23 protein-coding genes and 1 riboswitch are annotated in these 24,157 nt (G+C 64.6%); of the genes, 13 read left to right on the top strand and 10 right to left on the bottom strand.

Annotated features, from left to right (window positions below; translation table 11 throughout):
- Window positions 1-30 precede the first annotated feature (30 nt).
- Window positions 31-450 (top strand): rhodanese-like domain-containing protein, encoded by a 420-nt coding sequence (locus EB815_RS07265; protein WP_056575546.1) that lies wholly within the window; start codon window positions 31-33, stop codon window positions 448-450.
- Window positions 447-929, top strand: coding sequence for a GNAT family N-acetyltransferase (locus EB815_RS07260; protein WP_056575543.1), 483 nt, complete (start codon window positions 447-449; stop codon window positions 927-929). The genes EB815_RS07265 and EB815_RS07260 overlap by 4 nt, the downstream gene beginning before the upstream one ends.
- Window positions 930-968: 39 nt before the next feature.
- Here EB815_RS07260 and phaR read toward each other — a convergent pair whose 3' ends face one another.
- Together phaR and EB815_RS33940 are read right to left on the bottom strand one after the other, a co-directional pair.
- A complete protein-coding gene (gene phaR / locus EB815_RS07255; RefSeq protein WP_056575541.1) occupies window positions 969-1,580 on the bottom strand; it encodes a polyhydroxyalkanoate synthesis repressor PhaR in 612 nt (203 codons plus the stop codon).
- An 81-nt stretch (window positions 1,581-1,661) separates the two neighbouring features.
- On the bottom strand, window positions 1,662-1,790 hold the full coding sequence (locus EB815_RS33940) for a hypothetical protein (protein ID WP_274534603.1): 129 nt from the start codon (window positions 1,788-1,790) through the stop codon (window positions 1,662-1,664).
- A gap of 86 nt (window positions 1,791-1,876) precedes the next feature.
- Here EB815_RS33940 and EB815_RS07250 point away from each other — a divergent pair, with 86 nt between their 5' ends.
- The 6 genes from EB815_RS07250 to EB815_RS07225 all read left to right on the top strand — a co-directional run bounded on the left by EB815_RS07250 (window position 1,877) and on the right by EB815_RS07225 (window position 9,885).
- Window positions 1,877-3,055, top strand: coding sequence for an acetyl-CoA C-acetyltransferase (locus EB815_RS07250; protein ID WP_056575538.1), 1,179 nt, complete (start codon window positions 1,877-1,879; stop codon window positions 3,053-3,055).
- Window positions 3,056-3,144: 89 nt separating this feature from the next.
- A complete protein-coding gene (phbB, locus tag EB815_RS07245; RefSeq protein WP_056575534.1) occupies window positions 3,145-3,870 on the top strand; it encodes an acetoacetyl-CoA reductase in 726 nt (241 codons plus the stop codon).
- A 709-nt stretch (window positions 3,871-4,579) separates the two neighbouring features.
- The gene (locus EB815_RS07240; RefSeq protein WP_056575531.1) at window positions 4,580-7,942 is read left to right on the top strand and encodes a helicase-related protein; all 3,363 of its coding nucleotides are present in this window, start codon (window positions 4,580-4,582) and stop codon (window positions 7,940-7,942) included.
- A gap of 15 nt (window positions 7,943-7,957) precedes the next feature.
- Window positions 7,958-8,344: an RNA-binding S4 domain-containing protein gene (locus EB815_RS07235; RefSeq protein ID WP_056575528.1), complete on the top strand. Its 387-nt coding sequence runs from the start codon at window positions 7,958-7,960 to the stop codon at window positions 8,342-8,344.
- Window positions 8,345-8,593: 249 nt separating this feature from the next.
- A complete protein-coding gene (fdxA, locus tag EB815_RS07230; protein WP_008873823.1) occupies window positions 8,594-8,932 on the top strand; it encodes a ferredoxin FdxA in 339 nt (112 codons plus the stop codon).
- Window positions 8,933-9,303: 371 nt separating this feature from the next.
- Window positions 9,304-9,885, top strand: coding sequence for a CarD family transcriptional regulator (locus EB815_RS07225; protein WP_010911999.1), 582 nt, complete (start codon window positions 9,304-9,306; stop codon window positions 9,883-9,885).
- An 86-nt stretch (window positions 9,886-9,971) separates the two neighbouring features.
- Here EB815_RS07225 and EB815_RS07220 read toward each other — a convergent pair whose 3' ends face one another.
- The 3 genes from EB815_RS07220 to EB815_RS07210 all read right to left on the bottom strand — a co-directional run bounded on the left by EB815_RS07220 (window position 9,972) and on the right by EB815_RS07210 (window position 12,328).
- Window positions 9,972-10,739, bottom strand: a complete 768-nt coding sequence (locus tag EB815_RS07220; RefSeq protein WP_056575525.1) for an amino acid ABC transporter ATP-binding protein — start codon at window positions 10,737-10,739, stop codon at window positions 9,972-9,974.
- Entirely contained in the window at window positions 10,736-11,416 is a 681-nt protein-coding gene (locus tag EB815_RS07215; protein WP_056575523.1) for an amino acid ABC transporter permease, read from the bottom strand. Before EB815_RS07215 ends, EB815_RS07220 begins: the two co-directional genes overlap by 4 nt.
- A gap of 138 nt (window positions 11,417-11,554) precedes the next feature.
- A complete protein-coding gene (locus EB815_RS07210; RefSeq protein ID WP_056575520.1) occupies window positions 11,555-12,328 on the bottom strand; it encodes an amino acid ABC transporter substrate-binding protein in 774 nt (257 codons plus the stop codon).
- Between the two features lie 320 nt (window positions 12,329-12,648).
- Between EB815_RS07210 and EB815_RS07205 the strand changes: the two genes are divergently transcribed.
- Window positions 12,649-13,512 carry an RNA polymerase factor sigma-32 gene (locus EB815_RS07205; protein WP_056575518.1) on the top strand — a complete coding sequence of 288 codons (864 nt, stop codon included), beginning with the start codon at window positions 12,649-12,651 and terminating at the stop codon, window positions 13,510-13,512.
- A 160-nt stretch (window positions 13,513-13,672) separates the two neighbouring features.
- Here the strand turns inward: EB815_RS07205 and EB815_RS07200 are convergent, their stop codons facing one another.
- The 4 genes from EB815_RS07200 to thiB all read right to left on the bottom strand — a co-directional run bounded on the left by EB815_RS07200 (window position 13,673) and on the right by thiB (window position 18,943).
- The gene (locus EB815_RS07200) at window positions 13,673-15,142 is read right to left on the bottom strand and encodes a M48 family metalloprotease (protein WP_056575515.1); all 1,470 of its coding nucleotides are present in this window, start codon (window positions 15,140-15,142) and stop codon (window positions 13,673-13,675) included.
- Window positions 15,143-15,401: 259 nt separating this feature from the next.
- Window positions 15,402-16,178: a thiamine ABC transporter ATP-binding protein gene (thiQ, locus tag EB815_RS07195; RefSeq protein WP_056575512.1), complete on the bottom strand. Its 777-nt coding sequence runs from the start codon at window positions 16,176-16,178 to the stop codon at window positions 15,402-15,404.
- A complete protein-coding gene (gene thiP / locus EB815_RS07190) occupies window positions 16,171-17,766 on the bottom strand; it encodes a thiamine/thiamine pyrophosphate ABC transporter permease (RefSeq protein ID WP_065005545.1) in 1,596 nt (531 codons plus the stop codon). The genes thiQ and thiP overlap by 8 nt, the downstream gene beginning before the upstream one ends.
- A 178-nt stretch (window positions 17,767-17,944) precedes the next feature.
- Window positions 17,945-18,943: a thiamine ABC transporter substrate binding subunit gene (gene thiB / locus EB815_RS07185; protein ID WP_056575509.1), complete on the bottom strand. Its 999-nt coding sequence runs from the start codon at window positions 18,941-18,943 to the stop codon at window positions 17,945-17,947.
- Between the two features lie 43 nt (window positions 18,944-18,986).
- A riboswitch (TPP riboswitch) is annotated at window positions 18,987-19,102 on the bottom strand.
- An 87-nt stretch (window positions 19,103-19,189) separates the two neighbouring features.
- Here thiB and EB815_RS07180 point away from each other — a divergent pair.
- The 4 genes from EB815_RS07180 (at window position 19,190) to EB815_RS07165 (ending at window position 22,373) form a co-directional block, all read left to right on the top strand.
- A complete protein-coding gene (locus EB815_RS07180) occupies window positions 19,190-19,849 on the top strand; it encodes a thiamine diphosphokinase (protein WP_056575506.1) in 660 nt (219 codons plus the stop codon).
- 1 nt (window position 19,850) lies between these two features.
- The gene (locus EB815_RS07175) at window positions 19,851-21,671 is read left to right on the top strand and encodes an ABC-F family ATP-binding cassette domain-containing protein (protein WP_056575503.1); all 1,821 of its coding nucleotides are present in this window, start codon (window positions 19,851-19,853) and stop codon (window positions 21,669-21,671) included.
- 160 nt (window positions 21,672-21,831) lie between these two features.
- A complete protein-coding gene (locus tag EB815_RS07170) occupies window positions 21,832-22,074 on the top strand; it encodes a type II toxin-antitoxin system CcdA family antitoxin (RefSeq protein WP_056576468.1) in 243 nt (80 codons plus the stop codon).
- Complete coding sequence (locus EB815_RS07165) at window positions 22,074-22,373, top strand: CcdB family protein (RefSeq protein WP_056575500.1); 300 nt, start codon at window positions 22,074-22,076, stop codon at window positions 22,371-22,373. The genes EB815_RS07170 and EB815_RS07165 overlap by 1 nt, the downstream gene beginning before the upstream one ends.
- 26 nt (window positions 22,374-22,399) lie before the next feature.
- Here EB815_RS07165 and EB815_RS07160 read toward each other — a convergent pair whose 3' ends face one another.
- Window positions 22,400-24,091, bottom strand: a complete 1,692-nt coding sequence (locus EB815_RS07160) for a hypothetical protein (RefSeq protein WP_056575497.1) — start codon at window positions 24,089-24,091, stop codon at window positions 22,400-22,402.
- Window positions 24,092-24,157 lie beyond the last annotated feature (66 nt).

Raw genomic sequence — 24,157 nt, 5'->3', positions numbered from 1 at the left:
GACCGGCTCCATCTGAGATGGAGACCCTTGATGAGCTACGTGACAGACATTCCGGCGGCATCGCCGGAGATTGCCCGCGACCATTTCCTGCGCCGGCTTTCGGTCGAAACCGACTGTTCCGACGTCGCCGCGACACTGCGCGCCGGCGAGCCGGACTTTGTCCTTCTGCATGTGGTCGGTTCGCCGCAAGCCTATGAGCGCCGCCATGTGCCGGGCGCGCTCCACCTGCCGCACCGCGAGATCTCGGCCGACCGAATGGCGAAATGGCCGGCAGGCACGCTGTTCGTCGTCTATTGCGCCGGGCCGCATTGCAATGGCGCGGATCGGGCGGCCTTCAAATTGGCCAGCCTCGGCCTGCCGGTGAAGGTCATGATCGGTGGCATGACAGGCTGGCAGGATGAAGAGCTTCCTTTCGCCTCCGGCAAGGCGCCTGGCACTCCGAGGGCATGACCGCAACGCCGAGCCCAGCGCGCAAAGCGGTCGTCCGTCCGTTCGAGCGGCGGGATGTCGGCGCGGTGCTCGCCCTTATGCGGGCGCTCGCCGTCTTCGAGGGCTATGACGACGAATTCCGGGTCACCGAGGCCGACATCGTCGACCATGGGCTGGGGCCATCGCCCCGCTTCGGCGTGTTCGTGGCGGAGGTCGACGGCGTAATCGTCGGCATCGCCGTCCATTATCTCATCCCCTGGACCTACGATCTGAAGCCAGTCGTGGTGCTCAAGGAACTCTACGTGGCTGAGGCGGCGCGCGGCAAGTCGGTCGGCCGCGCCCTTGTCGAGCGGCTCCGAGACCATGCCACCAGCATCGGTGCATCCGCCATCAAGTGGACGGTGCTGCACTCCAACATGCCGGCCAAGGCTTTTTATCGCTCGCTTGACGGGCGGGCCGACGACACCTGGGAATTGTGGAAGCTGACCATCGACGGATAAGGCACGGCCGGGTTGGGCTGCGCCCGACCCGCTGCCGGCTTACGACATCGTATCGAGCTTGCGCTGCATGGCCGCGATCTGGTCCTTCAGCTGCTGTAGATCGTCGGATTTCTCGGCCGGCGCGTCCTTCCTGGCCGGCTCGGCGGGGGCCGCGGCCGGTGCCGAGCCCGCGGGCGGAAAAGGCGTGAACAGCCGCATCGCGTTCTGGAACATCTCCATGTTGCGGCGCGTCTGTTCTTCCAGCGCCTTGATCGGCGTCGCCATCTTCATCACGTCCAGCGGCGACTTGCCGATCGCCCCCTTCATCTGCTCGCGAAAGCGCTCCTGCTCCTTGGAGAAGGCGATCATTGACTGTTCGAGGAAGCTCGGCACGATCATCTGCATCTGGTCGCCGTAGAAGGCGATCAGCTGGCGCAGGAACGGGATCGGCAGCATGTTCTGCCCGTCCTTGTTCTCCAACTCGAAGATGATCTGGGTCAGCACCGGATGCGTGATGTCGTCGCCGGTCTTGGCGTCCTGGACGGTGAACTCCTCGCCCTTCTTGACCATCTCGGCCAGATCCTCGAGCGTCACATAGGTGCTCGTCCCCGTATTATAGAGGCGGCGATTGGCATATTTCTTGATAATGATCGGGTCGTCTTTTGCGGCCATCTGCATCCTCCCCGGACACCGGCGCGCCTGAGTAAGCGGCCGGTAACGATTGCGCCCTTTTTGAGGATATGCGCAAAAGCCTCATAATTCCAAGCAGTTTGTGCAGTGCGGGATCATATAATGCTGCATAGCAGGCAAAATATGCTGCGCAGCAGCGGCCAGCCCGAAGGCATGGCGGAGCGTGACCTGCTTGGCGCGCACGGGCGCCATGCCGATTTCCGGTTTGACTTGGGGTTGGGAAAGGGCAAGAAAAGTCCTCAACGACAGAACAACATCCTTGAAGTCTGGAGAAGAAAATGTCCGATTCCATCGTCATCGCCAGCGCCGCGCGCACGGCCGTCGGCTCCTTCAACGGCGCGTTCGCTGCCACGCCGGCGCATGAGCTCGGCGCCGTCGTCATCAGGGAACTTTTGTCACGCGCCGGAGTCGAAGCGGCGGAGGTCGACGAGGTCATCCTCGGCCAGGTGCTGACCGCGGCCCAGGGCCAGAACCCGGCCCGCCAGGCCTCGATCATTGCCGGCCTGCCGAAGGAGACCACCGCCTGGGGCCTCAACCAGGTTTGCGGTTCGGGCCTGCGCGCCATTGCACTCGGCATGCAGCAGATAGCCACCGGTGACGCCAAGGTGATCATCGCCGGCGGCCAGGAATCGATGTCGCTGTCGCCGCACGCGCAGCATCTGCGCGGTGGCGTCAAGATGGGCGACTACAAGATGATCGACACCATGATCAAGGACGGGCTGTGGGATGCCTTCAACGGCTATCACATGGGCAACACCGCCGAGAACGTCGCCCGCCAGTTCCAGATCACCCGTGACGACCAGGACCAGTTCGCGCTGGCCTCGCAGAACAAGGCCGAGGCGGCGCAGAAGGCGGGCAAGTTCAAGGACGAGATCGTCGCCTTCACCATCAAGGGCAAGAAGGGCGACACGATTGTCGACCAGGACGAATACATCCGCCATGGCGCGACGCTGGACGCCATGACCAAGCTGAAGCCGGCCTTCGACAAGGACGGCACCGTGACCGCCGCCAACGCCTCCGGCATCAATGATGGTGCCGCCGGCGCGCTGCTGATGAGTGAAGCGGAAGCCGCACGGCGCGGCATCACCCCGCTGGCGCGCATCGCCTCCTGGGCGACCGCCGGCGTCGATCCGGCGATCATGGGCACCGGCCCCATCCCCGCCTCGCGCAAGGCTTTGGAAAAGGCGGGTTGGTCGGTCGGCGATCTCGACCTTGTCGAGGCCAACGAGGCTTTCGCCGCGCAGGCCTGTGCCGTCAACAAGGACATGGGCTGGGATCCCTCGATCGTCAACGTCAATGGCGGCGCCATCGCCATCGGCCACCCGATCGGCGCCTCGGGCGCCCGCATCTTCAATACGCTGGTCTACGAGATGCGCCGTCGCGGCGCCAAGAAGGGGCTGGCCACCCTGTGCATCGGCGGCGGCATGGGCGTCGCCCTGTGTGTGGAAGCCCTCTGAAAAATACTGAACGGGCGGCGCAAGCCGCCCCTTTCATATCCAGTGCCTGCCAAGCCCGACAACAGGGCGATATCAAAAAGGGGAAATGCATGACCAAGGTTGCAATCGTCACGGGCGGATCGCGCGGCATCGGCGCGGCGATCTCGATCGCCTTGAAGAACGCCGGCTATTCGGTCGCGGCCAACTATGCCGGCAACGACGAGGCGGCGGCGAAATTCAAGGCCGAGACCGGCATTCCGGTCTACAAATGGTCGGTCGCCGACTATGACGCTTGCGCCGCCGGCATCAGCCAAGTCGAGGCCGATCTCGGCCCGGTCTCGGTGCTGGTCAACAATGCCGGCATCACCCGCGATGCCATGTTCCACAAATTGACCCGTGAGCAGTGGAAAGAGGTCATCGACACCAATCTTTCCGGCGTCTTCAACATGACGCACCCGCTGTGGGGCGGCATGCGCGACCGCAAGTTCGGTCGCGTCATCACCATCTCCTCGATCAATGGCCAGAAGGGCCAGGCCGGCCAGGTCAACTATTCCGCCGCCAAGGCCGGCGACATCGGCTTCACCAAGGCCCTCGCCCAGGAGGGCGCCCGCGCCGGCATCACCGTCAACGTCATCTGCCCCGGCTACATCGCCACGGAGATGGTCAAGGCAATCGATGAGAAGGTGCTCAACGAGCGCATCCTGCCGCAGATCCCGGTCGGCCGCCTCGGCGAGCCGGAAGAGATCGCGCGCTGCGTCGTCTTCCTCGCTTCCGAGGATGCCGGCTTCATTACCGGCTCGACCCTCACCGCCAATGGCGGCCAATACTTCGCCTGAGACGTCCGACGGCTTCATACCGTAGCGAACGGACCGGGAAACCGGTCCGTTTCCTTTGATGCCTTGGAAGCGAAAAAGCCCCGCCGCAGCGCAATGCCTGAATCCCGCACGCAGGGGCTAATGCGGCAGCGCCGCCTGTGCGGAACCCTGTGGCCAAGCCTGTGGATTGTCGGTGGAAAAGCTGTTCACAACACAAGTTATTGGAGAACAAAAAGGGAAAACGCCGCCGGCGCTGATTTGTAGCCGATTCGTTCCGGCTTTGAGCGCAAGTTAACGTTAACTGGCCGGAATCGCCCACAGTTCCTTAACACCAAATTCAGAAAGATTAACAATTTCATAATCTTGAGTGATGGATATCGTGCCGCCGCCGTCGTTTCTCGGCAAAGCTTAATAGCTGAGGTCGCTTAGCATAAAACGGGCCAGTTCAGGGATTCAGCATGTGGTGAGAGTCACGCTCACGAAATCCACATATAGCCGTGAACAAAAGCTGAATCTGGTCGAGTCACTGATTCGTCGCCGATTCGTTCCAGACTCGTTCCATCAGTTAAGCGATAGCCAATTTAGCGCTGTGCAAAGAGGCCTTCGAGCCGCCCACGGAACATTCCGCTTTCGCTTCGCGCACGAAATCCCTATGTGTCGCCTGTCATACGCGCCAGTTTGAAGGCACGCTCCCGACAATGAGAGGCCAGAAAGCCTTATTTCCGAGCCGATGAACATCCAGCCGAAACATACCGAGCCGCTGATCCTGTCGGGCCGCGACGTGACCGCCGTGCTTGGGCCGACCAACACCGGCAAGACCCACCTCGCCATTGAGCGCATGGTGGCGCATGAAACCGGTGTCATCGGGCTGCCGCTCAGATTGCTGGCGCGGGAAGTCTACACGCGCGTCTGCGAAAAGGTCGGCGCCCATAAAGTCGCTCTGATCACTGGCGAGGAGAAGATCCAGCCGCCAGGCGCCAGATATTCGGTCTGCACGGTCGAGGCCATGCCGCGCGAGACCGACGCCGCCTTCGTCGCCATCGACGAGGTGCAGCTCGCCGGCGACCTCGAGCGCGGCCACATCTTCACCGACCGCATCCTGCATCTTCGCGGCCGCCAGGAAACGCTCCTGCTCGGTGCCGCCACCATGCACGGCATCCTGCAGCGCCTGTTGAAGGGCGTCTCCGTGGTGACGCGGCCAAGGCTTTCGCATCTCGCCTATGCGGGCTCGAAGAAGCTGACGCGCCTGCCGCGCCGCACCGCGATCGTCGCCTTCTCCGCCGACGAGGTCTATGCCATCGCCGAGCTGATCCGACGCCAGCAAGGTGGCGCCGCCGTCGTGCTCGGCGCGCTCTCGCCGCGCACCCGCAACGCCCAGGTGGCATTGTTCCAATCGGGCGATGTCGACTATCTCGTCGCCACCGATGCCATCGGCATGGGCCTCAACCTCGATCTTGACCATGTCGCCTTCGCCCAGAACCGCAAGTTCGACGGCTACCAGTACCGCAACCTGACGGCGGCCGAGCTCGGCCAGATCGCCGGCCGCGCCGGACGCCATCTGCGCGACGGCACTTTCGGCGTCACCGGCCAGGTCGATCTGCTCGACGAGGAACTGGTCAAGAAGATCGAAAGCCATGACTTCGATCCGGTGAAGGTGCTGCAGTGGCGCACCGCGCATTTCGACTTCGCCAGCCTGGACGCGCTGAAGCGCTCGATCGAGACCAACGCTCCGGTGGAGGGTCTGACGCGCGCTCTGCCGGCGGTCGACGCGCAGGCGCTCGAATATCTTTCCCGCGACGAGGATATCCGCGCGCTGGCGACCGACGCCAAACGCGTGGCGCTCCTGTGGGAAGCCTGCGCGCTGCCCGACTACCGCAAGATCGCCCCGGCGCAGCATGCCGACCTCATCGCGTCGATCTATATGGACCTCGCCAAGCGAGGCCATGTCGACGAGAATTACATGGCCGAGCAAGTGCGCCGCGCCGACACCACCGAGGGCGACATCGACACGCTGTCGCACCGGATTGCCCAGATCCGCACCTGGACATTCGTGTCGAACCGGCCCGGCTGGCTGGCCGATCAGGCACACTGGCAGGAAAAGACGCGCGAAATCGAAGACAGATTGTCGGATGCGCTGCATGAGCGGTTGACGAAACGCTTCGTAGACCGCAGGACTTCCGTCCTCATGCGGCGCCTTAGAGAAAATACCATGCCTGAAGCCGAAATAAGCCCTACCGGAACCGTCCTTGTCGAAGGCCATCATGTCGGCGAGTTGCAAGGGTTCCGCTTCACCGCCGACCAGACCGCCGGCGGCGAAGACGCCAAGGCCGTGCGCACCGCCGCGCAAAAGGCGCTGGCCGCCGAATTCGAGGCGCGCGCCGACCGTTTTGGCGCCTGCGCCAATGGCGACCTGGCACTTGGCTCGGACGGCACGCTGCGCTGGATCGGCGCGCCGATCGGCACGCTGGTCTCCGGCGAAGACGCGCTGAAGCCGCGCCTCGTGCTGCTGGCCGACGAACAGCTGACCGGCCCAGCGCGCGACAAGGTCGCCGCGCGCGCCGAACGTTTCGTCAATTTCCAGATCGAGTCGCTGCTGAAGCCGCTGGTCGACCTGAAGAACGCCGACCAGATTTCCGGCATCGGCCGTGGTATCGCCTTCCAGCTGGTCGAGAATTTCGGCCTCATCAACCGCCGCGACATTGCCGAGGAGATGAAGTCGCTCGACCAGGAGGGTCGCGCGGCGCTTCGCCGGCTTGGCGTGCGCTTCGGCGCCTATCATGTCTTCGTCCCGGCGCTGATCAAGCCGGCACCCGCCGGACTGGTGACCTTGCTGTGGGCGCTGAAGAATGACGGCAAGGACAAGCCCGGCTTTGGCGACGTGGTCCATGCGCTGGCGTCCGGCCGCACTTCGGTGGTCATCGATCCGGCCTTCGACAAGGCCTTCTACAAGCTCGCCGGCTACCGCAATCTCGGCCGCCGCGCCGTGCGCATCGACATTCTGGAGCGGCTGGCCGACCTGATCCGTCCGGCGACCAACTGGAAGCCTGGCCTCGGCCAGCGTCCGGACGGCGCCTATGACGGCCAGTCCTTCATGGTGACGCCGCCGATGATGTCGATCCTCGGCGCAACCGCCGACGACATGGAAGAGATCCTCAAGGGCCTGGGCTATCGCGCCGAGCCGAAGCCGGCGGCGGAGGTCAAGGCGCGGTTGGAAGCGCAGGACACTGCCGCACGGGAAGCCGCAGCAGCCAGGCTTGCGGCGGAAGAAGCCACACGCGCCGAGCAGGCCAGGGCTGCGCAGGCTGCCGCGACAGATGCTGCGGCGGAGGCAGCGATCGAGGGTTCGGAACCGGCTGCTGTCGAAGCTCCGGCCGAGGTCATCGCGGAAGCCGCAGCAGAACCTGTCGCGGAAGAGCCAACCGAAGCTTCGGCCGAAGTCGCGGAAGAGCCCGCAACTGAGGCTGTCGCCGAAGCAACTGCTGAACCTGCTGCCGAGCCAGAGGCGGAAGCTGAATCCGTCGAAGCCACAGTGGAGCCAGTTCCCGAAGCTGCACCCGCGACGGAAGCGGTTTCGGACGTGCCTACCGAAGCGCCCCCCGGCGAGCCCGCTCCAGAAGCTGAAGCGCCCAAGCCGATCCTGTTGTGGCGCCAGGGCCGTTTCGAGCAGCGCCCCCGCCATCACGAAGGCCGCAACAATCGCCAGCGCAACGGACAAGCGCGCGGCCGAAACAATGCACCGGCCGACTCCGGCGGCGCACCGGCCACGGCTGCTCCCGGAGAGCGCCCCGCCCATGAAGGGCGGCGTGACGGCGCCGGCAAGCCGCGCTTCGACCGGTCGAAGTTCAAGCCCAAGCCACCGGGTGAAGGTGAACAGCGCCGTGACGGTCGGCCCCAGGGCGATCGTCCCGAACGCCGCGAAGGCCGCCCCGACTGGAAGGGTGGCCGGCCCGAGGGCAAGGGTGGCCCCGATCGCGGCAAGGGCGGCGCCAAGCCGGCCTTCCAGCCGAAGCCGCGCGAGGAACGCCCGGTGCGCTTCGATCCAGACTCGCCCTTCGCCAAGCTCGCCGCCTTGCGCGACCAGCTGAAGAAGTAGGCTCGGTAGGGTTCGATGGTTGCCGAAGGCCGCCAGCGCATCGACAAATGGCTGTTCTTCTCACGCGCGGTGAAATCGCGTTCGCTGGCGGCGAAGCTCGTCGTCGCCGGGCGCGTGCGCATCAATCGCGACAAAGCAGCGCAGGCCTCTGATCTGGTCAAGCCGGGCGACGTGCTGACCATCACGCTGGACCGGCGCATTTTCGTCTGGAAGGTGATCGGCGCCGGCGTCCGGCGCGGCCCGGCGGAAGAAGCCCGCACCCTCTATGAGGACATGTCGCCGCCACCCGCACCGAAGGGTGAGGCCCTTCCCGATGCGATTCCGGCGCTGCGCGAGGCCGGCAGCGGCCGCCCCACCAAGAAAGAACGCCGGCAGACCGACCGCTTGCTTGGCGAAGAATGATCCCGTCGCTCAACACCGCATAACGACTTCACGTCAATGACGCGGCTTGGGGCAAAGCCGAACCCCGCAAACAAGACCCTCCCGAGGACATGACAGGCTTCCGCCGTACCCGATGTCTGGAATTCCATTCCGGAAACGACGATGCCGCCGCGCATGGCCGCCCTTGCAAGCGACGGACAAAGGCGTTACCTCACGGAAAAAGCCCAACAAAACTGGCCCATTAAAGCTGGGGCGTCCCGGAGCCGACCGATGACCTATGTCGTGACCGACAATTGCATCAAATGCAAATACATGGACTGCATCGAGGTCTGTCCGGTCGACTGTTTCTACGAAGGCGAGAACATGCTCGTCATTCATCCCGACGAGTGCATCGACTGCGGCGTCTGCGAGCCCGAATGTCCAGCCGACGCGATCAAGCCGGACACCGAGCCAGGCCTCGACAAATGGCTGCAGATCAACACCGAATATGCCGAGAAATGGCCCAACATCACCGCCAAGAAGGAGCCTCCGGCAGACGCCAAGACCTTCGACGGCGAGGCCGGCAAGTTCGAGAAATACTTCTCGGCCGAGCCCGGTGAAGGCGATTGACAATGCGGCCGTAAAGGCCGGTATTACGCAGCGTAAGAGACATGTCACATAAACCGCCTTGACAGGCGGCGCGAACCTGTGGCCTGCGCGAACGCAGCAAAACCTTGATTCTTCCGACTTTTTGTGTTACATCAGCGAAACATGCCGGTGACACAACGTCGATTTATGGCGCAGACGCCCCAAATCACTGAAAGGTGAAAAATCCCATTCCGGACCAGAGCGATCTGGGCCAGGCGGTCGCAATCCATGCGGTTTGCCGGTCCCAGCCTTTCCGGTGGGTTCACCTGTTGTGCGGCTAACGATCGGTTTCCCCGGTCGCACGAGTTCGGGCCGGCAGGACGCCGGTACCACAACAAGGAGTTCAGGGCGTAATGGCAACGATCACCCCGCAGAAGAAGTCCACCGGAGCGCGTCACGGTTTCAAGACTGGTGAGTACATCGTCTACCCGGCGCACGGCGTCGGCCAAATCGTGTCGATCGACGAGCAGGAAGTGGCGGGTCACAAGCTGGAACTGTTCGTCATCGACTTCCAGAAGGACAAGATGCGCCTGAAGGTGCCGGTCGCCAAGGCGACCTCCATCGGCATGCGCAAGCTGTCGGAGGAAGATTATGTCGAGCGCGCGCTCAAGGTCGTTCAGGGCCGCGCCCGCGTCAAGCGCACCATGTGGTCGCGCCGCGCCCAGGAATATGATGCCAAGATCAATTCGGGTGACCTGATCTCGATCTCGGAAGTCGTGCGCGACCTCTACCGCGCCGACAATCAGCCGGAGCAGTCCTATTCCGAACGCCAGCTCTATGAGGCCGCGCTCGACCGCATGGCCCGCGAGATCGCGGCCGTCAACCGCATGTCGGAAACCGAAGCCGTGCGCCTGATCGAGGTGAACCTCAACAAGGGCCCTAAGCGCGGCGCCAAGGCTGACAATGAGGAAGCCGAGCAGGAAGAAGCTGCCTGAGGCTCTTTGGCCTTCGAATTCGAAAAACCCGGCCTCGCGCCGGGTTTTTTGTTTTGACTTGCACTCGCCACAAGGGGGTAGAGAGTTCAGCCGCCGCCTTCCCTCTCCGCCTCCTGCTTCAGCGTCGCGATGAACCGCTTCGTCCGTTCTCGCTCCGGGTTGCCGAACAGCACCGTGGACGGCCCCTTCTCGACGATGACGCCGGCGTCGAGGAACACCGCCTCCTGGGCGATCTTGGAGGCAAGCCGCAGGTCATGCGTGGCCATCACCATGGTCGTGCCTTCGCTGGCGAGCTTGCCAAGCACATCGACCACCTCCTGCGCCAATTCAGGATCAAGCGCCGAAGTCGGCTCATCGCACAGCAGCACCTTCGGTGATGGCGCCAGGGCGCGGGCAATCGCCACGCGCTGCTGCTGGCCGCCCGACAGCGTCGCCGGCCAGGCGTCGGCCTTGTGCGCCATCCCGACCTTTTCCAGCAAGGCGAGCGCCCGCTCGCGGGCCTTCTCGGGCGACCATTTCAGCACCGTGACCAGGCCTTCCATGACGTTCTCGATCGCGGTGCGATGCGGGAACAACTGGAAATTCTGGAACACCATGCCGGTCTGCAGGCGCAACCGCCTGATGTCGCTCGCCGGCACCTTGATGCCCGGACGGAACTCGAGCGTCTCGTCGCCTATGCGCACCGTGCCCGAGGTCGGGATTTCCAGCAGGTTGATGCAGCGCAAGAGCGTGCTCTTGCCGCCGCCTGAAGGGCCGACCAGCGCGGTGACGCTGCCTTCCGCAATGGCGACTGTCACGCCCTTCAGCACCAGATTGTCGCCGAAGCGCTTTTCGATATTGGTGAGGCCGATCATGAGCGCGCCTCCAGGAAGCCGCCATAGCGGTTGAGCCGCTCCTCCAGCCGCGTCTGCAAGGCCGACAGCACCGAACTCATCGCCAGGTAGAGGATCGCCGCCTCGACATAGAGGATCAGCGGCTCATAGCTGGTGGCGACGATGCGCTGCGCCGCCTGGAACATCTCCGGCACGGTGATGGCGGCGGCCAGCGACGTGTCCTTCACCAGTGAGATGAAGGTGTTGGAAAGCGGCGGCACCGCGACGCGGCCGGCTTGCGGCAGGATGGTGCGCCGCATCGCCTGGCTCCAGGTCATGCCGATCGAATAGGCGGCTTCCCACTGGCCTTTCGGCACGGAGCCGATTGCCGCGCGGATGATCTCCGACGTGTAGGCGCCGATGTTGAGCGTAAAGCCGATCAACGCTGCCGTGAAGGCGTCGAGCAGGATGCCAAGCGACGGCAGGCCGTAGAAGATCAGGAACAGTTGCACCAGGAGCGGCGTGCCGCGGAAGATCCAGACATAGAAGCGCACGACCGCGACCAGCGGCCTTGGTCCGAACAGCCGGCCAAGTGCCGCGCCGAGGCCAACCGTCAGGCCGAGGACGAACGACAACAGCGTCAACGGCACGGTGAAGATGAGAGCGGCCCAGAGCAGCGAAGGCAGCGACTCCAGCATCAGTTGCAGCCAGTGCGGCACGAAAGACCCCCAGAATGATCGCGGCGGCGTTATCGGAATGCGAATGCAGGCGCCATATCACGACAAAAGCGGCGGGCCGTCAAAGACGGCTCGCCGCTGGGCATGTTGCAGGGCCGAAAAACCGGCCCCGATAATCAACTACTTCGAAACGTCCTGGCCGAAATAAGTGTCGGCGATCTTCTTATAGGTGCCGTCGGCCTTGATATCGGCCAGTGCCTTGTTGATGGCCGCGACCAGCTCGGGATCGCCCTTGCGCACGATAACGCCGGAATAATCGGCGTTTTCTTCCTGCGCGGCGATCTTCACATTGGCGTCGGGCTTGTGTTTCTTGAAGTCGAGGAACGACAGGCTGTCATTGATGGTGGCGTCGGCACGGCCGGTCAGCAGAAGCTGGATCGACTGGTCGAAGCCGTCGGTGCCGACGAGCTCGGCGCCGTTGGCCTCGGCCAGCTTGCCGAAATTCGAGGTCAGCGACTGCGCCGACTTCTTGCCCTTGAGGTCGGCGAAAGTCTTGATGTCATTGTTGTCGCCGCGCACGATCAGCACCGCCTTGGAAGCGATGTAGGGATCGGAGAAATCATACTTGGCCTTGCGTGCGTCGGTGATGCCGACCTCATTGATGACGGCGTCATAGCGGCTGACGTCGAGACCGGCGATCAGCCCATCCCACTTGCCTTCAAGGAACTCGACCTTGACACCCAGCTTGTCGGCGATCGCCTTGGCGATCTCGACGTCGAAGCCGACCAGCGCGCCCGAAGCGTCATGATAGGTGAAGGGTGCGTATGTGCCTTCCGTGCCGACCTTGATGACGCCGGCCTGCTTGATCTGATCGAGATTGGCGCCCGCATGGCCTGAAGTGACCGCCAAGGCCTGCAGCGTTCCGGCGACGATAAGCGACTTGAGCCATTTCATCTTTTTGTGATCCCGTCCTTGGCCTGAAATCCGGCCTGTTGTGAGGGCTGGAAAATGACAGATGCCGACAGAAAGAATAAGGAATCAGATTTCAAAAACAAATAATTTCCGAAACGTAATTCTCAAAAAGGGATTGTTAGCAGCGTCCGAGGCGTCCGGGCGACGGTTTGAAATCGCCTGAACAGCGTCACTCGCCCGCCCGCGCCAGCGGAACCTTTCTCGCGCATGGCAGTTTTGGCTGTTCTAGGGCGCGACGCGGCGATTTCAACCGGTGCCCTGCCAAGTTCGCAAGTCGTATCGCCTGAACCAGGGAGCGCCTCATGATGGAAGACACGGCAGGACGGATCATGGTCCGCGCGGCGATGAAGGCTCCCTATCTCGAACGGGATGAGGAGCATCGGCTGGCCCTGCTCTGGAAGGAAGACAACGACCAGAACGCGTTGCACTGCATCACCGTCGCCCATATGCGGCTGGTCATTTCCATGGCCTCGAAATTCCGCCATTACGGCCTGCCGCTCGGCGACCTGATCCAGGAAGGCCATGTCGGCCTGCTCGAGGCCGCCGCCCGCTTCGAGCCGGAACGCGAAGTGCGGTTCTCGACCTATGCGACGTGGTGGATCCGCGCCTCGATGCAGGATTACATCCTGCGCAACTGGTCGATTGTGCGCGGCGGCACCAGTTCGGCGCAAAAGGCGCTGTTCTTCAACCTGCGGCGCCTGCGCGCCCGGCTGGCGAACGGTGCGGAGCCGCTCTCCAACACAACGCTCTACCGCGAAGTTTCGGTTGCGCTTGGCGTTTCCGAGGCTGATGTGGCGATGATGGACTCGCGGCTGTCGGCACCCGACTCCTCGCTCAACGTGCCGCTTGCCGACGATTCAGGCGGCACCGAGCGCATGGACTTCCTGGTCTCGGACGATCCCCTGCCCGACGAGATCGTCGGCGACAGGATCGATGTCGCGCGCCGCTCGCTCTGGCTGCGAGAGGCGCTTCGTGCGCTTAACGCGCGCGAACTGAGGATCATCGAGGAGCGCCGGCTGAACGACGAAGGCGCCACGCTCGAGGCGCTTGGCGAGACGCTTGGCATTTCCAAGGAACGCGTCCGCCAGATCGAGGCGCGCGCCATGGAAAAGCTCAAGGTCGCGCTGGTGAAGCAGAATCCGGAGTTTCTGGCGACAGCCGCCTGACCGCTCAAAGCACGGGATCAAGAGCGCGTTGAAAACTCGCTCCGCTGAGGCGAATGGCGTGGGTTTCGAGAACCGGAGCGGAGTGGACTCTAAGTCCATGAGAACCGGAAGCACAAAAACCCGCGGCAGGCGTCCAGCGAAGTGAGTTTGGAGCGTGCTCTTACTTGTCGGTGACGATCTTGACCTTGTCGCCGGCCGAAACCGCGGCCCCCGGCGACAGCGCATTGAGCACCCGGAACAGGTCGAGCTTGCGGTCGACGCCGACCATCTGCGCGGCGAGCGTGCCCATGGTCTGGCCCGGCTGCACGGTGAGCACGCGGATATGCAGCGGTTTCAAGGCCGCCTTCTCAGCGGCGCTCAGGATACGGAACGAGCCGCTGACCGAGCGCGCGACCGTGTCCAGCGAGGTGCTGGCAGAGGGAGCCGCGGTCAGGAGCCGGTAGACCTGACCGCCGGCGCGGATCACCGCTATGTCGAACTGCCAGCCTTCTGCGCCGGCATGCGCGGTCGCCGCCTCGTTGCCGTTGATGGTTTCCTGCTTGACCGTGCTGTCGTCGAGGCCAGCCACCCAGCCGCTTCTGATATAGTCGGTCAAGGCGCGGTTCTTGTCGATCGAAACGCCGTCGAAGCGGATCGCGATGTCGCCCGGCCCGGTCGCTGTCACCGCCGCCGCCGAATTGTCGATGATGAAACCGTCCGGCACCGTGAACGACACGCCGAGCCCCGGATGCAGGAAGGTCTCGCCGCGCACATAGCCTTCCTCCGGTGTATCGCCGTAGAGCAGGCCATCTATGCCGGCGAGGAAGGAATCGCGGTCGCGCGTGCCGACCCCGGGTGCGCCGAACTGGCGGGCATGGCGCTGCGCCAGGTCGATGCGCTGCGGCGTGTTTGGATGCGTGGCCAGGAAGTCGAGGCTGGCATCGGTGGCACCGCTGATCGACCGGAAATCGGTATAGGCCGACATCGACTGCAGGAAGCGGCCGGCGGCATAGGGATCGTAGCCGGCTTCGCCGATCGACTTGATGCCGATGGCGTCGGCCTCAAGCTCCTGGTTGCGCGAGAACTGCGCCAGCCTGAGCTTGCCGCGGATCAGTGCCGCCTTGGCGGTCGGGCTGTCACCCAGCACGTCAGAGACCACCTTGGTCGCCAGGCCTTCCTCGGCCTCGAGCTGCTGGCGCTGCAGACCGTGGTTGGCGGTGACGTGACCCATCTCATGCGCGATGACGGCGGCGAGTTCGGACGAATCATTGGCCAGCGCCAGCAGCCCGCGCGTGATGTAGAGATAGCCGCCCGGCAGCGCGAAGGCGTTGACGTTGGGCGAGTTGAGGATGGTGATGCGGTAGGTCTGGGTCGGGTTCGCCGACACGACGGTCAGGTTGCCGACCACCTTGGCGACCATGCGCTCGAGCTTGGGATCGGAATACTCGCCGCCATAGGTGGCCAGGATGCGCGGGTGCTGCGCCTTGGCGAGTTCGGCGAGTTTGTTGTTGGCGGCGACATTGTCGACCGTGATCGGCTTGTCGGACGGCTGGAAGCCGGATTCCTGGACCTCCGGAGGCGTGAACATCTGGCAGCTTGCAAGCGCCACGGCAAAGCCGGCCAGCGCCAGAAAGCGCGCCAGTGGATTCATTCGCAGCTTGTCAACGCCGATCGCCAGAACGGCTTCCTTTCAGGTCCTGGCGCATGACCACGAAAATCGGGGGCGATCTTCGGAACCTGTCATGCGCAAAAAACAAACTTCTACAGCATCCGTCACGCGTCCCTCGAGACGTGCGGCGGATGCTGTAGGCAAATCACGGCTTGTGCCGGACCAGTAGGGCGGACCTAGCCACACTACTTCTGCCATGGCAAGCAAGCGCCCCATCGCCTGAGGCCGGTTTGACCGTAAATTATGTCCGCTTCCGGGCAATATCTCGTGATACGGCATTCCCGGCACTGGCACCGATATAGCGCCGGAACGCATCGGGACCAGCCCCGGCAAAGAAATCGCCCGCGCTGCCGGTCGCCGCCACAATACCATTGTCCAGAAACACCACATTCTGGCCGATGCGGCGGGCGTCCTCCGGCTGATGCGTGACGAACAGCACCGTCATGCCACGTTCCGCATGCACGCCGGCGACCAGATCGAGCATGTCGTCACGCAAGGCTGGCCCGAGCGAAGCGAAGGGCTCGTCGAGCAGAAGCACCGGGCGATCACGCACCAGCACGCGCGCCAGGGCGACGCGCTGGCGCTCGCCGCCGGAGAGCTCGCGCGGCAAGCGTTTTTCCTTGCCGCCAAGGCCTGTGCGCGCCAGCGCCCCGGCGATATCAGCGCGGTCCGCCTCCGTCAGCCGCAGCGATGGCGAGCGGCCGAGCCCGACATTCTGCTCGACGGACAGATGGGCGAAAAGGTTGTTTTCCTGGAACACCATCGACACTGGCCGTTCAGCCGGTGGCGCGGCGCCGGCGTCGGTCCCGCCGATCAGCACGCGGCCGGACAACGGCGTCTCGAACCCGGCTATGAGGTTGAGCAGCGTCGACTTGCCCGAACCGCTCGGCCCCATGATGGCGGTGATTTCCGCCGCGGCGAACGTGACATCGAAGGCGAGCGGAGCCTCGCCATAGCTGAACGAAACCTTGTCCAGCCGCACCGGAACGCCCTTCCTGTCCATTGCCCCGTCAGACATTGCCGACCTTTTCCCTGCCGAGCCAATCCGCGGCCAGCACAAATGCGAGGCAGACGAAGCCAAGCAACAACGCCAGGCCGGCGGCGTCCTCGGTGCGGTAGCTGCCCATGCGCGCCAGGAGAAGGTAGGGCAAGGTCTGCACGGAATCACTGCCGAACAGCGCGATCACGCCGAGATCGCCGAGCGAAAGCGCCATGGCGAAAGCAAAAGCGGTGGCGAGCGGACGCCGCAGTGATGGCCAGTCGACCAGCCGCAATCTCGCCCAGCCGGCAATGCCGAGCTGCGCGCAGAGCCGTTCGTGACGCTCGCTCGCCGCGTCATAGGCGGGACGGACGGCCCGCAGCGCGAACGGCATCGCCATGACAGCATTGACGGTGACAACCATCACCGGGGCCACGGCGAAGACATCGCCGGCATGGCGCAGCAACAGGAACCAGCCGGCGCCGATGACGATGGGCGGCACGACCAGGACGAACCCCGCGCCGGTGTCGGTTGCGTGCTCAAGCAATGTCCTTGGCCCGGCACGGCGGCCCAGCGCCAGCGCTCGCCGCGCCATGGTGAGCGCCAGCGACAGCATCACCGAGAGCAGCGCCGACAGGAAGGCGAGCACCGCGCTGGTCAGCGTCGCTTGCCGGACGGCGGCCTCGCCGGCGAGCCGGCCGAGATCGGCGCCCAAACCGGCGGCCACGGTCGCGGCCATCGGTCCGACAACGAACAGCAGCGCCAAAACGATGAGCGCGGCGTTCAGCGACGCCTCGGTTCCGTTGACGGAGAGATAGCGGCGCGGCGCGACCGGCAGGTTGGTGTCGCCGACGACGTTGGCGCCAAGCCGCGTCAGCGCCAGCACCACGACAAAGGTCAGGGCGATCTGCAGCAATGTCAGGGCGACCGCGCGCGCGGGATCGAAATCGAAGCGCAGCGCCTGATAGATGCCGACCTCCAGCGTCGTCGCGGCAGGCCCGCCGCCGAGCGTCAAAACGATGGTGAAAGACGTGATGCAGAGCATGAAGACCAGCCCGGCGACGCCAGGCAGAGCGGCACGCAGCGTCGGCCATTCAATCAACCGGAACGCCGGCCGCGCGCCCATGCCGAGCTGGCTCGCCAGCCGCCACTGGTCGGCGGGAATGGTCTGCAGCGCCTCGAGCAGCAGTCGCACGCTAAGCGGTAGGTTGAAGAAGATATGGGCGACGAGAATGCCGGACAGGCCGTAAATGCCAGGCCAGCCCCCGCCGCCAATCGCGCTGAACAGCCCGGCGAAGTAGCCGGCGCGACCGTAGAGCGCCAGGATGCCGAGCGCCGCGACGATCGCCGGCAGCGCCAGCGGCACGGCAAAGAGCTGCAGGATGAAGGCGCGGCCAAGGAAGCGCGGATGCCGCGACAGGGCGCGTGCGACGAAGAGTGCCGGGATGACCGAAAGCAGCGTCGAAAGGATTGCCTGCCAGAGCGTGAAGCGCACGACGCGAAGGAGATAGGGATCGAAGGCCGCCCACGCGCCCGAGAAGTCATGAGCGCCTTCGACGAGCAAGCCGGCAAACGCGCCACCGATCAGCAGCGTGATCGCGGCGAGCGCGATGATGCCGGCGGTGATGCGGGAGTCAGATGCGCGCCTTCCACCCTCCCCCCTGTGGGGAGGGTCGGAGCGCGGATGCCGCGAAGCGGTGTCCGCGAGCCTGGGTGGGGGTGAGGCAGTGCTCAGTGTCGCAGCCCCCACCCCGCTCCGCTGCGCGGATCGACCCTCCTCACAAGGGGGAGGGTGAAGAGCGCGTTCATTTGCTCATCACCGCCAGCCATTCATCGACCCAGGGCTTGCGGTTGGCCGCGACCTCCTCCGGGCTGAACAGCAAGGTCTTGGTCGGCTTGACAAGCCTGTCGAAGGCCGGGTTGAGCGGCTTGTCGGTCTTGCCGGCCGGGAACATCCAGTTGGTCTCGGGGATCGCGTCCTGGAATTTCGGTCCGGTCATGAAGGCGATGAACTTTGCCGCCAGCGGGTTCCTGGCCCCGGTCGTGGTGATGCCGGCGACCTCGATCTGCAGGTATTCGCCCTCTTCAAAGGAAGCCGCCTGGTAGCGCTGCGTATTCTCGGCGACCATGTGGTAGGCCGGCGACGTCGTATAGGACAGGACCATCGGCGCCTCGCCCTTGGTGAACAGGCCATAGGCCTCGCTCCAGCCGGGCGTCACGGTCAGCACCTTGGCCTTGAGCTTGGCCCAGGCCTCCGGCGCCTTGTCGCCATAGACGGACTTCACCCACAACAACAGGCCGAGGCCCGGCGTCGAGGTGCGCGGATCCTGGATGACGATCTTGTCGTCGGCACTGCCTTCGACCAGGTCCTTCAGGCTCTTGGGCGGGCTCTTCAGCTTCTCGGTATCGTAGACGACGGCGAAATACCCGTAGTCGAACGGAACGAAAGTATCGTCGCTCCAGCCGCCCGGCACATTGACGTCGCTTACCGCGCCATGCGGCGCGAACAACCCGCTAGCCTTGGCATCGGCGGTGAGATTGGTGTCGAGGCCAAGCACGATATCGGCCTTGGTCGACGCCCCTTCGAGCTTGACGCGGTTGAGCAGCGCCACGCCATCGGCGACCGAGACGAACTCGACGTCGCAGCCGCATTCGGCCTCGAACTCCTTCTTAACCACGGGACCTGGACCCCAGTCGGCGGTAAAGCTTTCATAGGTGTAGACGGTGAGCTTGTCCTTGGCCAAGGCCGGCCCCGACAACGCAACGACCATGGCTGAGACAAGAGAGTATAAAAGCGTGCGCATCGGCGCCTCCTTCGTTCGCGTGACAAGGAATTGAGGCGTCGGACTGTCCGAAACGTCTAATCCCTCCGCCGGTACAAACCGGATCAGGTTCAGCGGGTTGGCGAGACTGCCTCTCAGCCGGTCCGCGAAAGATCGCGTCCGGCACCCCGTTAGAGCGTTTCGACACATAGGCCCGGCCGAGGAACCGCGCAAGTGGGAGTTTGCCGCCTTCCGTTTCCGCCGCCGGGCTGGTACAGGCCACCGGATATGAGCACATTCACCATCCTGCTTGGCGGCAATCTCATCCGCACGCCCCGGCTCGACCGCCAGGTCGAGGGCTCACGCGTCATCGCCGCCGACGCCGGCATCGGCCACGCCAGGCTGCTCGGCCTTGTGCCGGAATTGTGGGTAGGTGATTTCGATTCGGTGCCGGCCGACCTGCCCGCCGACCTCGCCGCGGTGCCCCGCCAGACCTTCCCGGCGGAAAAAGACAAGACCGACGGAGAACTGGCGATCGCGGCGGCCCTTGAGCGCGGCGCGACCCGCCTTGTGCTGGCGGGCGCGTTTGGCGGCAAGCGCGCCGACCATGCCTTCCTGCATCTGGCGCTCGCCCTGCGCCTTTCCGAGGCCGGAACGGAGGTGCTGCTGACCAGCGGCGCCCAGGAAGGCGTGCCCCTGCTGTTGGGAAAGGCCGGCTTCGACTATGCCGACGGCACGCTATTTTCGATCCTCGGCTTTTCCGAACTTGCCGGCCTGACCGTCACCGGAGCCAAATGGCCGCTGAACCAGGTCGAGGTGGCCTTCGGCTCATCACTGACCATCTCCAACGAGGTCAAGTTCGACGAGACCGGGGGCCGCCTCGACATCGCGCTCGGCCATGGCCGCGCGCTGCTGCTCGTCCATCCCTATCCCTTGCCCGAAAGCTGACATGGCCCCGCCTCTTCTCAATCTCGACGGGATAAAACTGACCTTCGGCGGCACGCCACTGCTCGACGGCGCCGCCTTGACCGCTTCGGCCGGCGACAAGATCGCGCTGGTCGGCCGCAATGGCTCCGGCAAGTCGACGCTGCTGAAGATCGCCGCCGGCCTTATCGAGCCGCAGGACGGCGAAGTCTTCCGCCAACCCTCGGCGACGGTCCGCTATCTGCCGCAGATGCCCGACATGGAAGGTTTCGCCACCGTGCGCGCCTATGTCGAGGCGGGCCTCGGGCCCGCCGACGATCCCTACCGCGCCTCCTATCTGATGGAGCATCTTGGATTGTCGGGCGAAGAGCGGCCGGGCGATCTCTCAGGCGGCGAGGCCAGGCGCGCAGCCCTCGCCCGCGTCATGGCGCCGGAACCCGACATTCTGCTGCTTGATGAGCCGACCAACCACCTTGACCTGTCCGTCATCGAATGGCTCGAAGAAGAGCTCGTCCGCACCTCTTCGGCGCTCATCGTCATCTCGCACGACCGCCGCTTCCTCGAACGCGTGTCACGCGCCACCGTCTGGCTCGACCGTGGCCAGACCCGCAGGCTGGACAAGGGTTTTGGCCATTTCGAGGAATGGCGCGATCTCATCCTGGAAGAGGAAGAGCGCGAGCAGCACAAGCTTGGCCGCCAGATCGTGCGCGAGGAGCACTGGCTGCGCTATGGCGTCACGGCGCGGCGCAAGCGCAACATGCGCCGCCTCGGCGAGTTGCAGACCATGCGCCAGCGCTTCCGCGGCCATCGCGGCGCCGAAGGCAACGCCACCATGGTGGCGAGCGATGCAGCCGAATCCGGCAAGCTGGTGATCGAAGCAAAAAACATCGAGAAGAGCTTCGGCGATCTCACCGTGGTCAAGGGGTTCTCGACCCGCATCCAGCGCGGCGACCGTGTCGGCCTCGTCGGGCCGAACGGCGCCGGCAAGACCACGTTGCTGAAGATGCTGACCGGCGAATTGCCGCCGGACGCCGGCTCGGTGCGCCTCGGCACCAATCTGGAAATCGCCACGCTCGACCAGAAGCGCGAGGCGGTCGACCCACAGGAGACGCTGGCGCAATACCTCACCGACGGGCGCGGCGAAAACCTCGTCATCAATGGCGAGCAGCGCCATGTCGTCTCCTACATGAAGGATTTCCTGTTCAAGCCGGAGCAGGCGCGCACGCCGGTGCGCGAACTGTCCGGCGGCGAGCGGGCGCGGCTGATCCTGGCGCGCGTGCTCGCGCGGCCGGCAAACCTGCTGGTGCTCGATGAACCGACCAACGATCTCGACATGGAGACGCTGGAGCTGCTGCAGGAACTGGTCGCTGGTTTTGCCGGCACCGTCATACTGGTCAGCCACGACCGAGATTTTCTCGACCGCACCGTGACCAGCGTCATCGCGCCGGACGGCGGCGGCCGCTGGGTCGAATATGCCGGCGGCTATTCCGACATGCTGGCGCAGCGCGGCGGCACCCGGCTCGATGACCGCAAGGCCCGCGCCAAGGCGGAAGCCGCCGATACGCCGGCGGCGGGCAAGAGCGAACCGGCAACCCCAAAAGGGCCCGCGAAAAAACTGTCGTTCAAGCAGAAATTCGCCCTGGAATCGCTGCCGAAGAAGATCGAGGCGGTGACCGCGTCGATCTCGCGGCTGGAGAACAACATCGCCGACCCGGCCTATTACGAGCGCGACCCGGCCTCGTTTCAGAAGACCATCGCCGCCCTCGACAAGGAACGCGCGACGCTGGCCGCGCTCGAGGAAGAGTGGCTGGAGCTGGAGATGCTACGGGAAGAGATGGAGGGGTGAGGAGCGTTCGGCCGTAGGCCGATCAATCGACAACGATTTGTCGATTGAAGCGACGAACGCCCAGAGCCATGGCGGAAACCGGGACCACCAGCCAGAGCCACTCCATTATTGCTCCCGTGCAAGAATGCGCATACATTATGCGCATGTTGCGGAGGCCATTATGCGTAAGATTGCCTTGAATGCGATCCGTCAGCCTGCAAATCTGTCGATCGACTCGAACCTCATGAGGGAAGCCAAGGGGCTTGACGTGAATGTCTCACGCGCCGCGGAAGCTGGCATCGCGGAGGCTGTGGCTGCGGAAAAAACACGGCTTTGGAAGCTTGAGAACCGGGCCACAATGGATGCTTGGAACGACTACGTCGAAAAGAACGGCATTCCTTTGGAAGAGTACCGACAGTTCTGATGGCACGCTATGATGTCTTCGCTGGCCGTATCGAAGGCAACTATGTGCTCGACGTTCAATCCGACCTGCTCGACAATTTCAAGACACGGTTAGTCATCCCGCTTCTTCCGATCGCAGCGGTGCCGCCGCCGATGCGAAAACTTCATCCGATCTTCGAGGTCAATGGCCGGAAGCTGGTCATGGCGACACACCTGATTGCCACCGTTCCAGCGAGCGAATTGGGTGAAAGCCGGCTGAACCTGACGAAATATCACGACGACATCGTCGCCGCGCTCGACATGCTGTTCCAGGGCTTCTGAACAAAGGCGAGCGTTACGCCGCTCTCTCAGCCCGCCGTCTTCGCCTGCCAGGCCTTGATCGCCTCGTCGAACACCTTCTCGCCGGGAATGCCTTTTTCCATGGTCAGCAGTGCCCGCCGTCCGGTCTTGTAGACCACCGGCACGTCGATCCAGTCCTGGCCGCGCAACAGGGTCATGTTGGCGTCCTCGTCGGCCTTGGTGTCATTGAGCGCGACGAGGAAGAAGCCGTCGGCGATCTTGGCCGGGATGCCGATCAGCGGGCTGCCGGCATCCTGTTCGGAGCTTTTCATGGCGACGCGCAGGATGTTGTCGACACCGCCGCCTTCGAAACCGTCGGGCGTCAGGAAGATCATCTCGATGATATGGCTGGCCGGCAGCGTCTGGTCGGTGTTGCGGCGGATGGTCATGCGCAACTGGATGTCCTTGCCGGGGATGGTCGCCTCGGCACGGATCGCCGGCTCGGGCGGCAGGTCGCCACCCGGCGATTCCTGCACCAGCGACCAGACGATGCTGCCGGGCTCGGCCGACCCCTGTGCCGTGCTGGTGCGCTCCTCATAGAAGATCGCCTTCTGGCCGACCGGTACCGAGGCCTCCGTCGCCGGAGCGGCCGCCGGTGCCGCGGGCGTAGCGCCCGCCGGCGCGGGCGGCGGTGTGGCGGCGGCATCGGCCGGCGCCGCGGGTGCGGTTCCGTTGGCGGGCGGTGTCGCGGGCGCGGCACCCGGCGCGGGCGTGGTCGCGGCGGGCGCGGCCGCGGCGGGTGCAGCTGCGGCCGGCGCGCCGGTGACCGGTGGCGGAGCCGCCGGGGCGGTGGTCGCCGAAGGTGGCGTCGTCAGCGCGGCGACGGATTCACCCTCGCCTATGCCGCTCTGCCCGCCGGCCGGGCCGGGATCGGTTTCGCCGCCTTCAGGCGTCAGGCGCTGCGTGAATTTGGTTCCTTCGGCGCCGGCTGCCGGTGCCGGTGGCGTCGCCGCTGCGTCGCTAGCCGGCTTGGCCGGCGCCGGTTTCACCGGCTCGGTCTTGGCGACAACCTTGCCGCCGTCCAGGCCCAGCATCCTGCTGAAGGCGCCCTTGTTCAGCCAGATGCCATAGCCGCCGCCGGCAACGACCAACAGGGCGACGACGGCGGCGATCAGCCCGCCATAGCTGCGCTTGCGTTCGGCTGGACGCAGGCGCTGGAAGGTATCGCCCGCCTCCGGCTCTTCGTCATTCGCGAAGACATCGGCCCGGTCATCGTCCTGGTCCGCATCCATGCCCGGCAAGGCATGGTCGGCAAGGTTTGGAGCCGCCGGTTGCACCGGCGTGGGCTTCTGCCAGCTCGGCTCGGCCTTGGCGGCGGGCGGTGGTGCCGGCCGGTAGGGTTCCGGCTTGGCGGCGGGCGGCGCTGGCGGCGCCGGCCATACCGGCTCCGCCTTCACCGGCTGGCGCGTGTGGCTCGGTTGGTTCTTGTTGCGGTCGATGGAGGAAAAGATGTGCTCCAGCTCGGCGAGCGGGTCTGTTTCCGGCACGCTCTTGGCATAGTCCCGCTCGACGACCGCGATAGCGTCTTCCAGCGAGCGCTTCTGCATGTTTATGGCTTCGGCGGCCGGCGGCGGCGAATAGTCCGCAAGCTTCTTGGCGAGCATGGTACGAACGCTGTCATAGATGCGCGTACGCTTCTCGGGCGTCTCGTCACCGTGCTTGTCGAGCGCCTTTTTCAGAATAGCAACGAAATCTGCCATGCTTCAGTCGACCTGTATTTTGCTTCCGCGCCGGCCCCCGCAAATCAGCCGCGATGCCCGGAAAGG

The organism is Mesorhizobium loti (assembly GCF_013170705.1).
GTDB classification, from domain to species: Bacteria; Pseudomonadota; Alphaproteobacteria; order Rhizobiales; family Rhizobiaceae; genus Mesorhizobium; species Mesorhizobium loti_D.
Note: the sequence above shows the minus strand (reverse complement) of the source record. Positions and strands in the feature narration are given on the sequence as shown.

Excerpts from the sequence above, each read along its gene's own strand:
- thiB (WP_056575509.1), bottom strand. The coding sequence starts at position 18,943 with ATGCGCACGCTTTTATACTCTCTTGTCTCAGCCATGGTCGTTGCGTTG.
- EB815_RS33940 (WP_274534603.1), bottom strand. The coding sequence starts at position 1,790 with ATGGCGCCCGTGCGCGCCAAGCAGGTCACGCTCCGCCATGCCTTCGGG.
- EB815_RS07205 (WP_056575518.1), top strand. The coding sequence starts at position 12,649 with ATGATGGAAGACACGGCAGGACGGATCATGGTCCGCGCGGCGATGAAG.
- EB815_RS07165 (WP_056575500.1), top strand. The coding sequence starts at position 22,074 with ATGGCACGCTATGATGTCTTCGCTGGCCGTATCGAAGGCAACTATGTG.
- EB815_RS07175 (WP_056575503.1), top strand. The coding sequence starts at position 19,851 with ATGGCCCCGCCTCTTCTCAATCTCGACGGGATAAAACTGACCTTCGGC.
- EB815_RS07200 (WP_056575515.1), bottom strand. The coding sequence starts at position 15,142 with ATGAATCCACTGGCGCGCTTTCTGGCGCTGGCCGGCTTTGCCGTGGCG.
- phbB (WP_056575534.1), top strand. The coding sequence starts at position 3,145 with ATGACCAAGGTTGCAATCGTCACGGGCGGATCGCGCGGCATCGGCGCG.
- EB815_RS07260 (WP_056575543.1), top strand. The coding sequence starts at position 447 with ATGACCGCAACGCCGAGCCCAGCGCGCAAAGCGGTCGTCCGTCCGTTC.
- phaR (WP_056575541.1), bottom strand. The coding sequence starts at position 1,580 with ATGGCCGCAAAAGACGACCCGATCATTATCAAGAAATATGCCAATCGC.
- EB815_RS07160 (WP_056575497.1), bottom strand. The coding sequence starts at position 24,091 with ATGGCAGATTTCGTTGCTATTCTGAAAAAGGCGCTCGACAAGCACGGT.
- EB815_RS07210 (WP_056575520.1), bottom strand. The coding sequence starts at position 12,328 with ATGAAATGGCTCAAGTCGCTTATCGTCGCCGGAACGCTGCAGGCCTTG.
- EB815_RS07220 (WP_056575525.1), bottom strand. The coding sequence starts at position 10,739 with ATGATCGGCCTCACCAATATCGAAAAGCGCTTCGGCGACAATCTGGTG.
- EB815_RS07180 (WP_056575506.1), top strand. The coding sequence starts at position 19,190 with ATGAGCACATTCACCATCCTGCTTGGCGGCAATCTCATCCGCACGCCC.
- thiQ (WP_056575512.1), bottom strand. The coding sequence starts at position 16,178 with ATGTCTGACGGGGCAATGGACAGGAAGGGCGTTCCGGTGCGGCTGGAC.
- fdxA (WP_008873823.1), top strand. The coding sequence starts at position 8,594 with ATGACCTATGTCGTGACCGACAATTGCATCAAATGCAAATACATGGAC.
- EB815_RS07225 (WP_010911999.1), top strand. The coding sequence starts at position 9,304 with ATGGCAACGATCACCCCGCAGAAGAAGTCCACCGGAGCGCGTCACGGT.
- EB815_RS07170 (WP_056576468.1), top strand. The coding sequence starts at position 21,832 with ATGCGTAAGATTGCCTTGAATGCGATCCGTCAGCCTGCAAATCTGTCG.
- EB815_RS07265 (WP_056575546.1), top strand. The coding sequence starts at position 31 with ATGAGCTACGTGACAGACATTCCGGCGGCATCGCCGGAGATTGCCCGC.
- EB815_RS07250 (WP_056575538.1), top strand. The coding sequence starts at position 1,877 with ATGTCCGATTCCATCGTCATCGCCAGCGCCGCGCGCACGGCCGTCGGC.
- EB815_RS07240 (WP_056575531.1), top strand. The coding sequence starts at position 4,580 with ATGAACATCCAGCCGAAACATACCGAGCCGCTGATCCTGTCGGGCCGC.
- EB815_RS07235 (WP_056575528.1), top strand. The coding sequence starts at position 7,958 with ATGGTTGCCGAAGGCCGCCAGCGCATCGACAAATGGCTGTTCTTCTCA.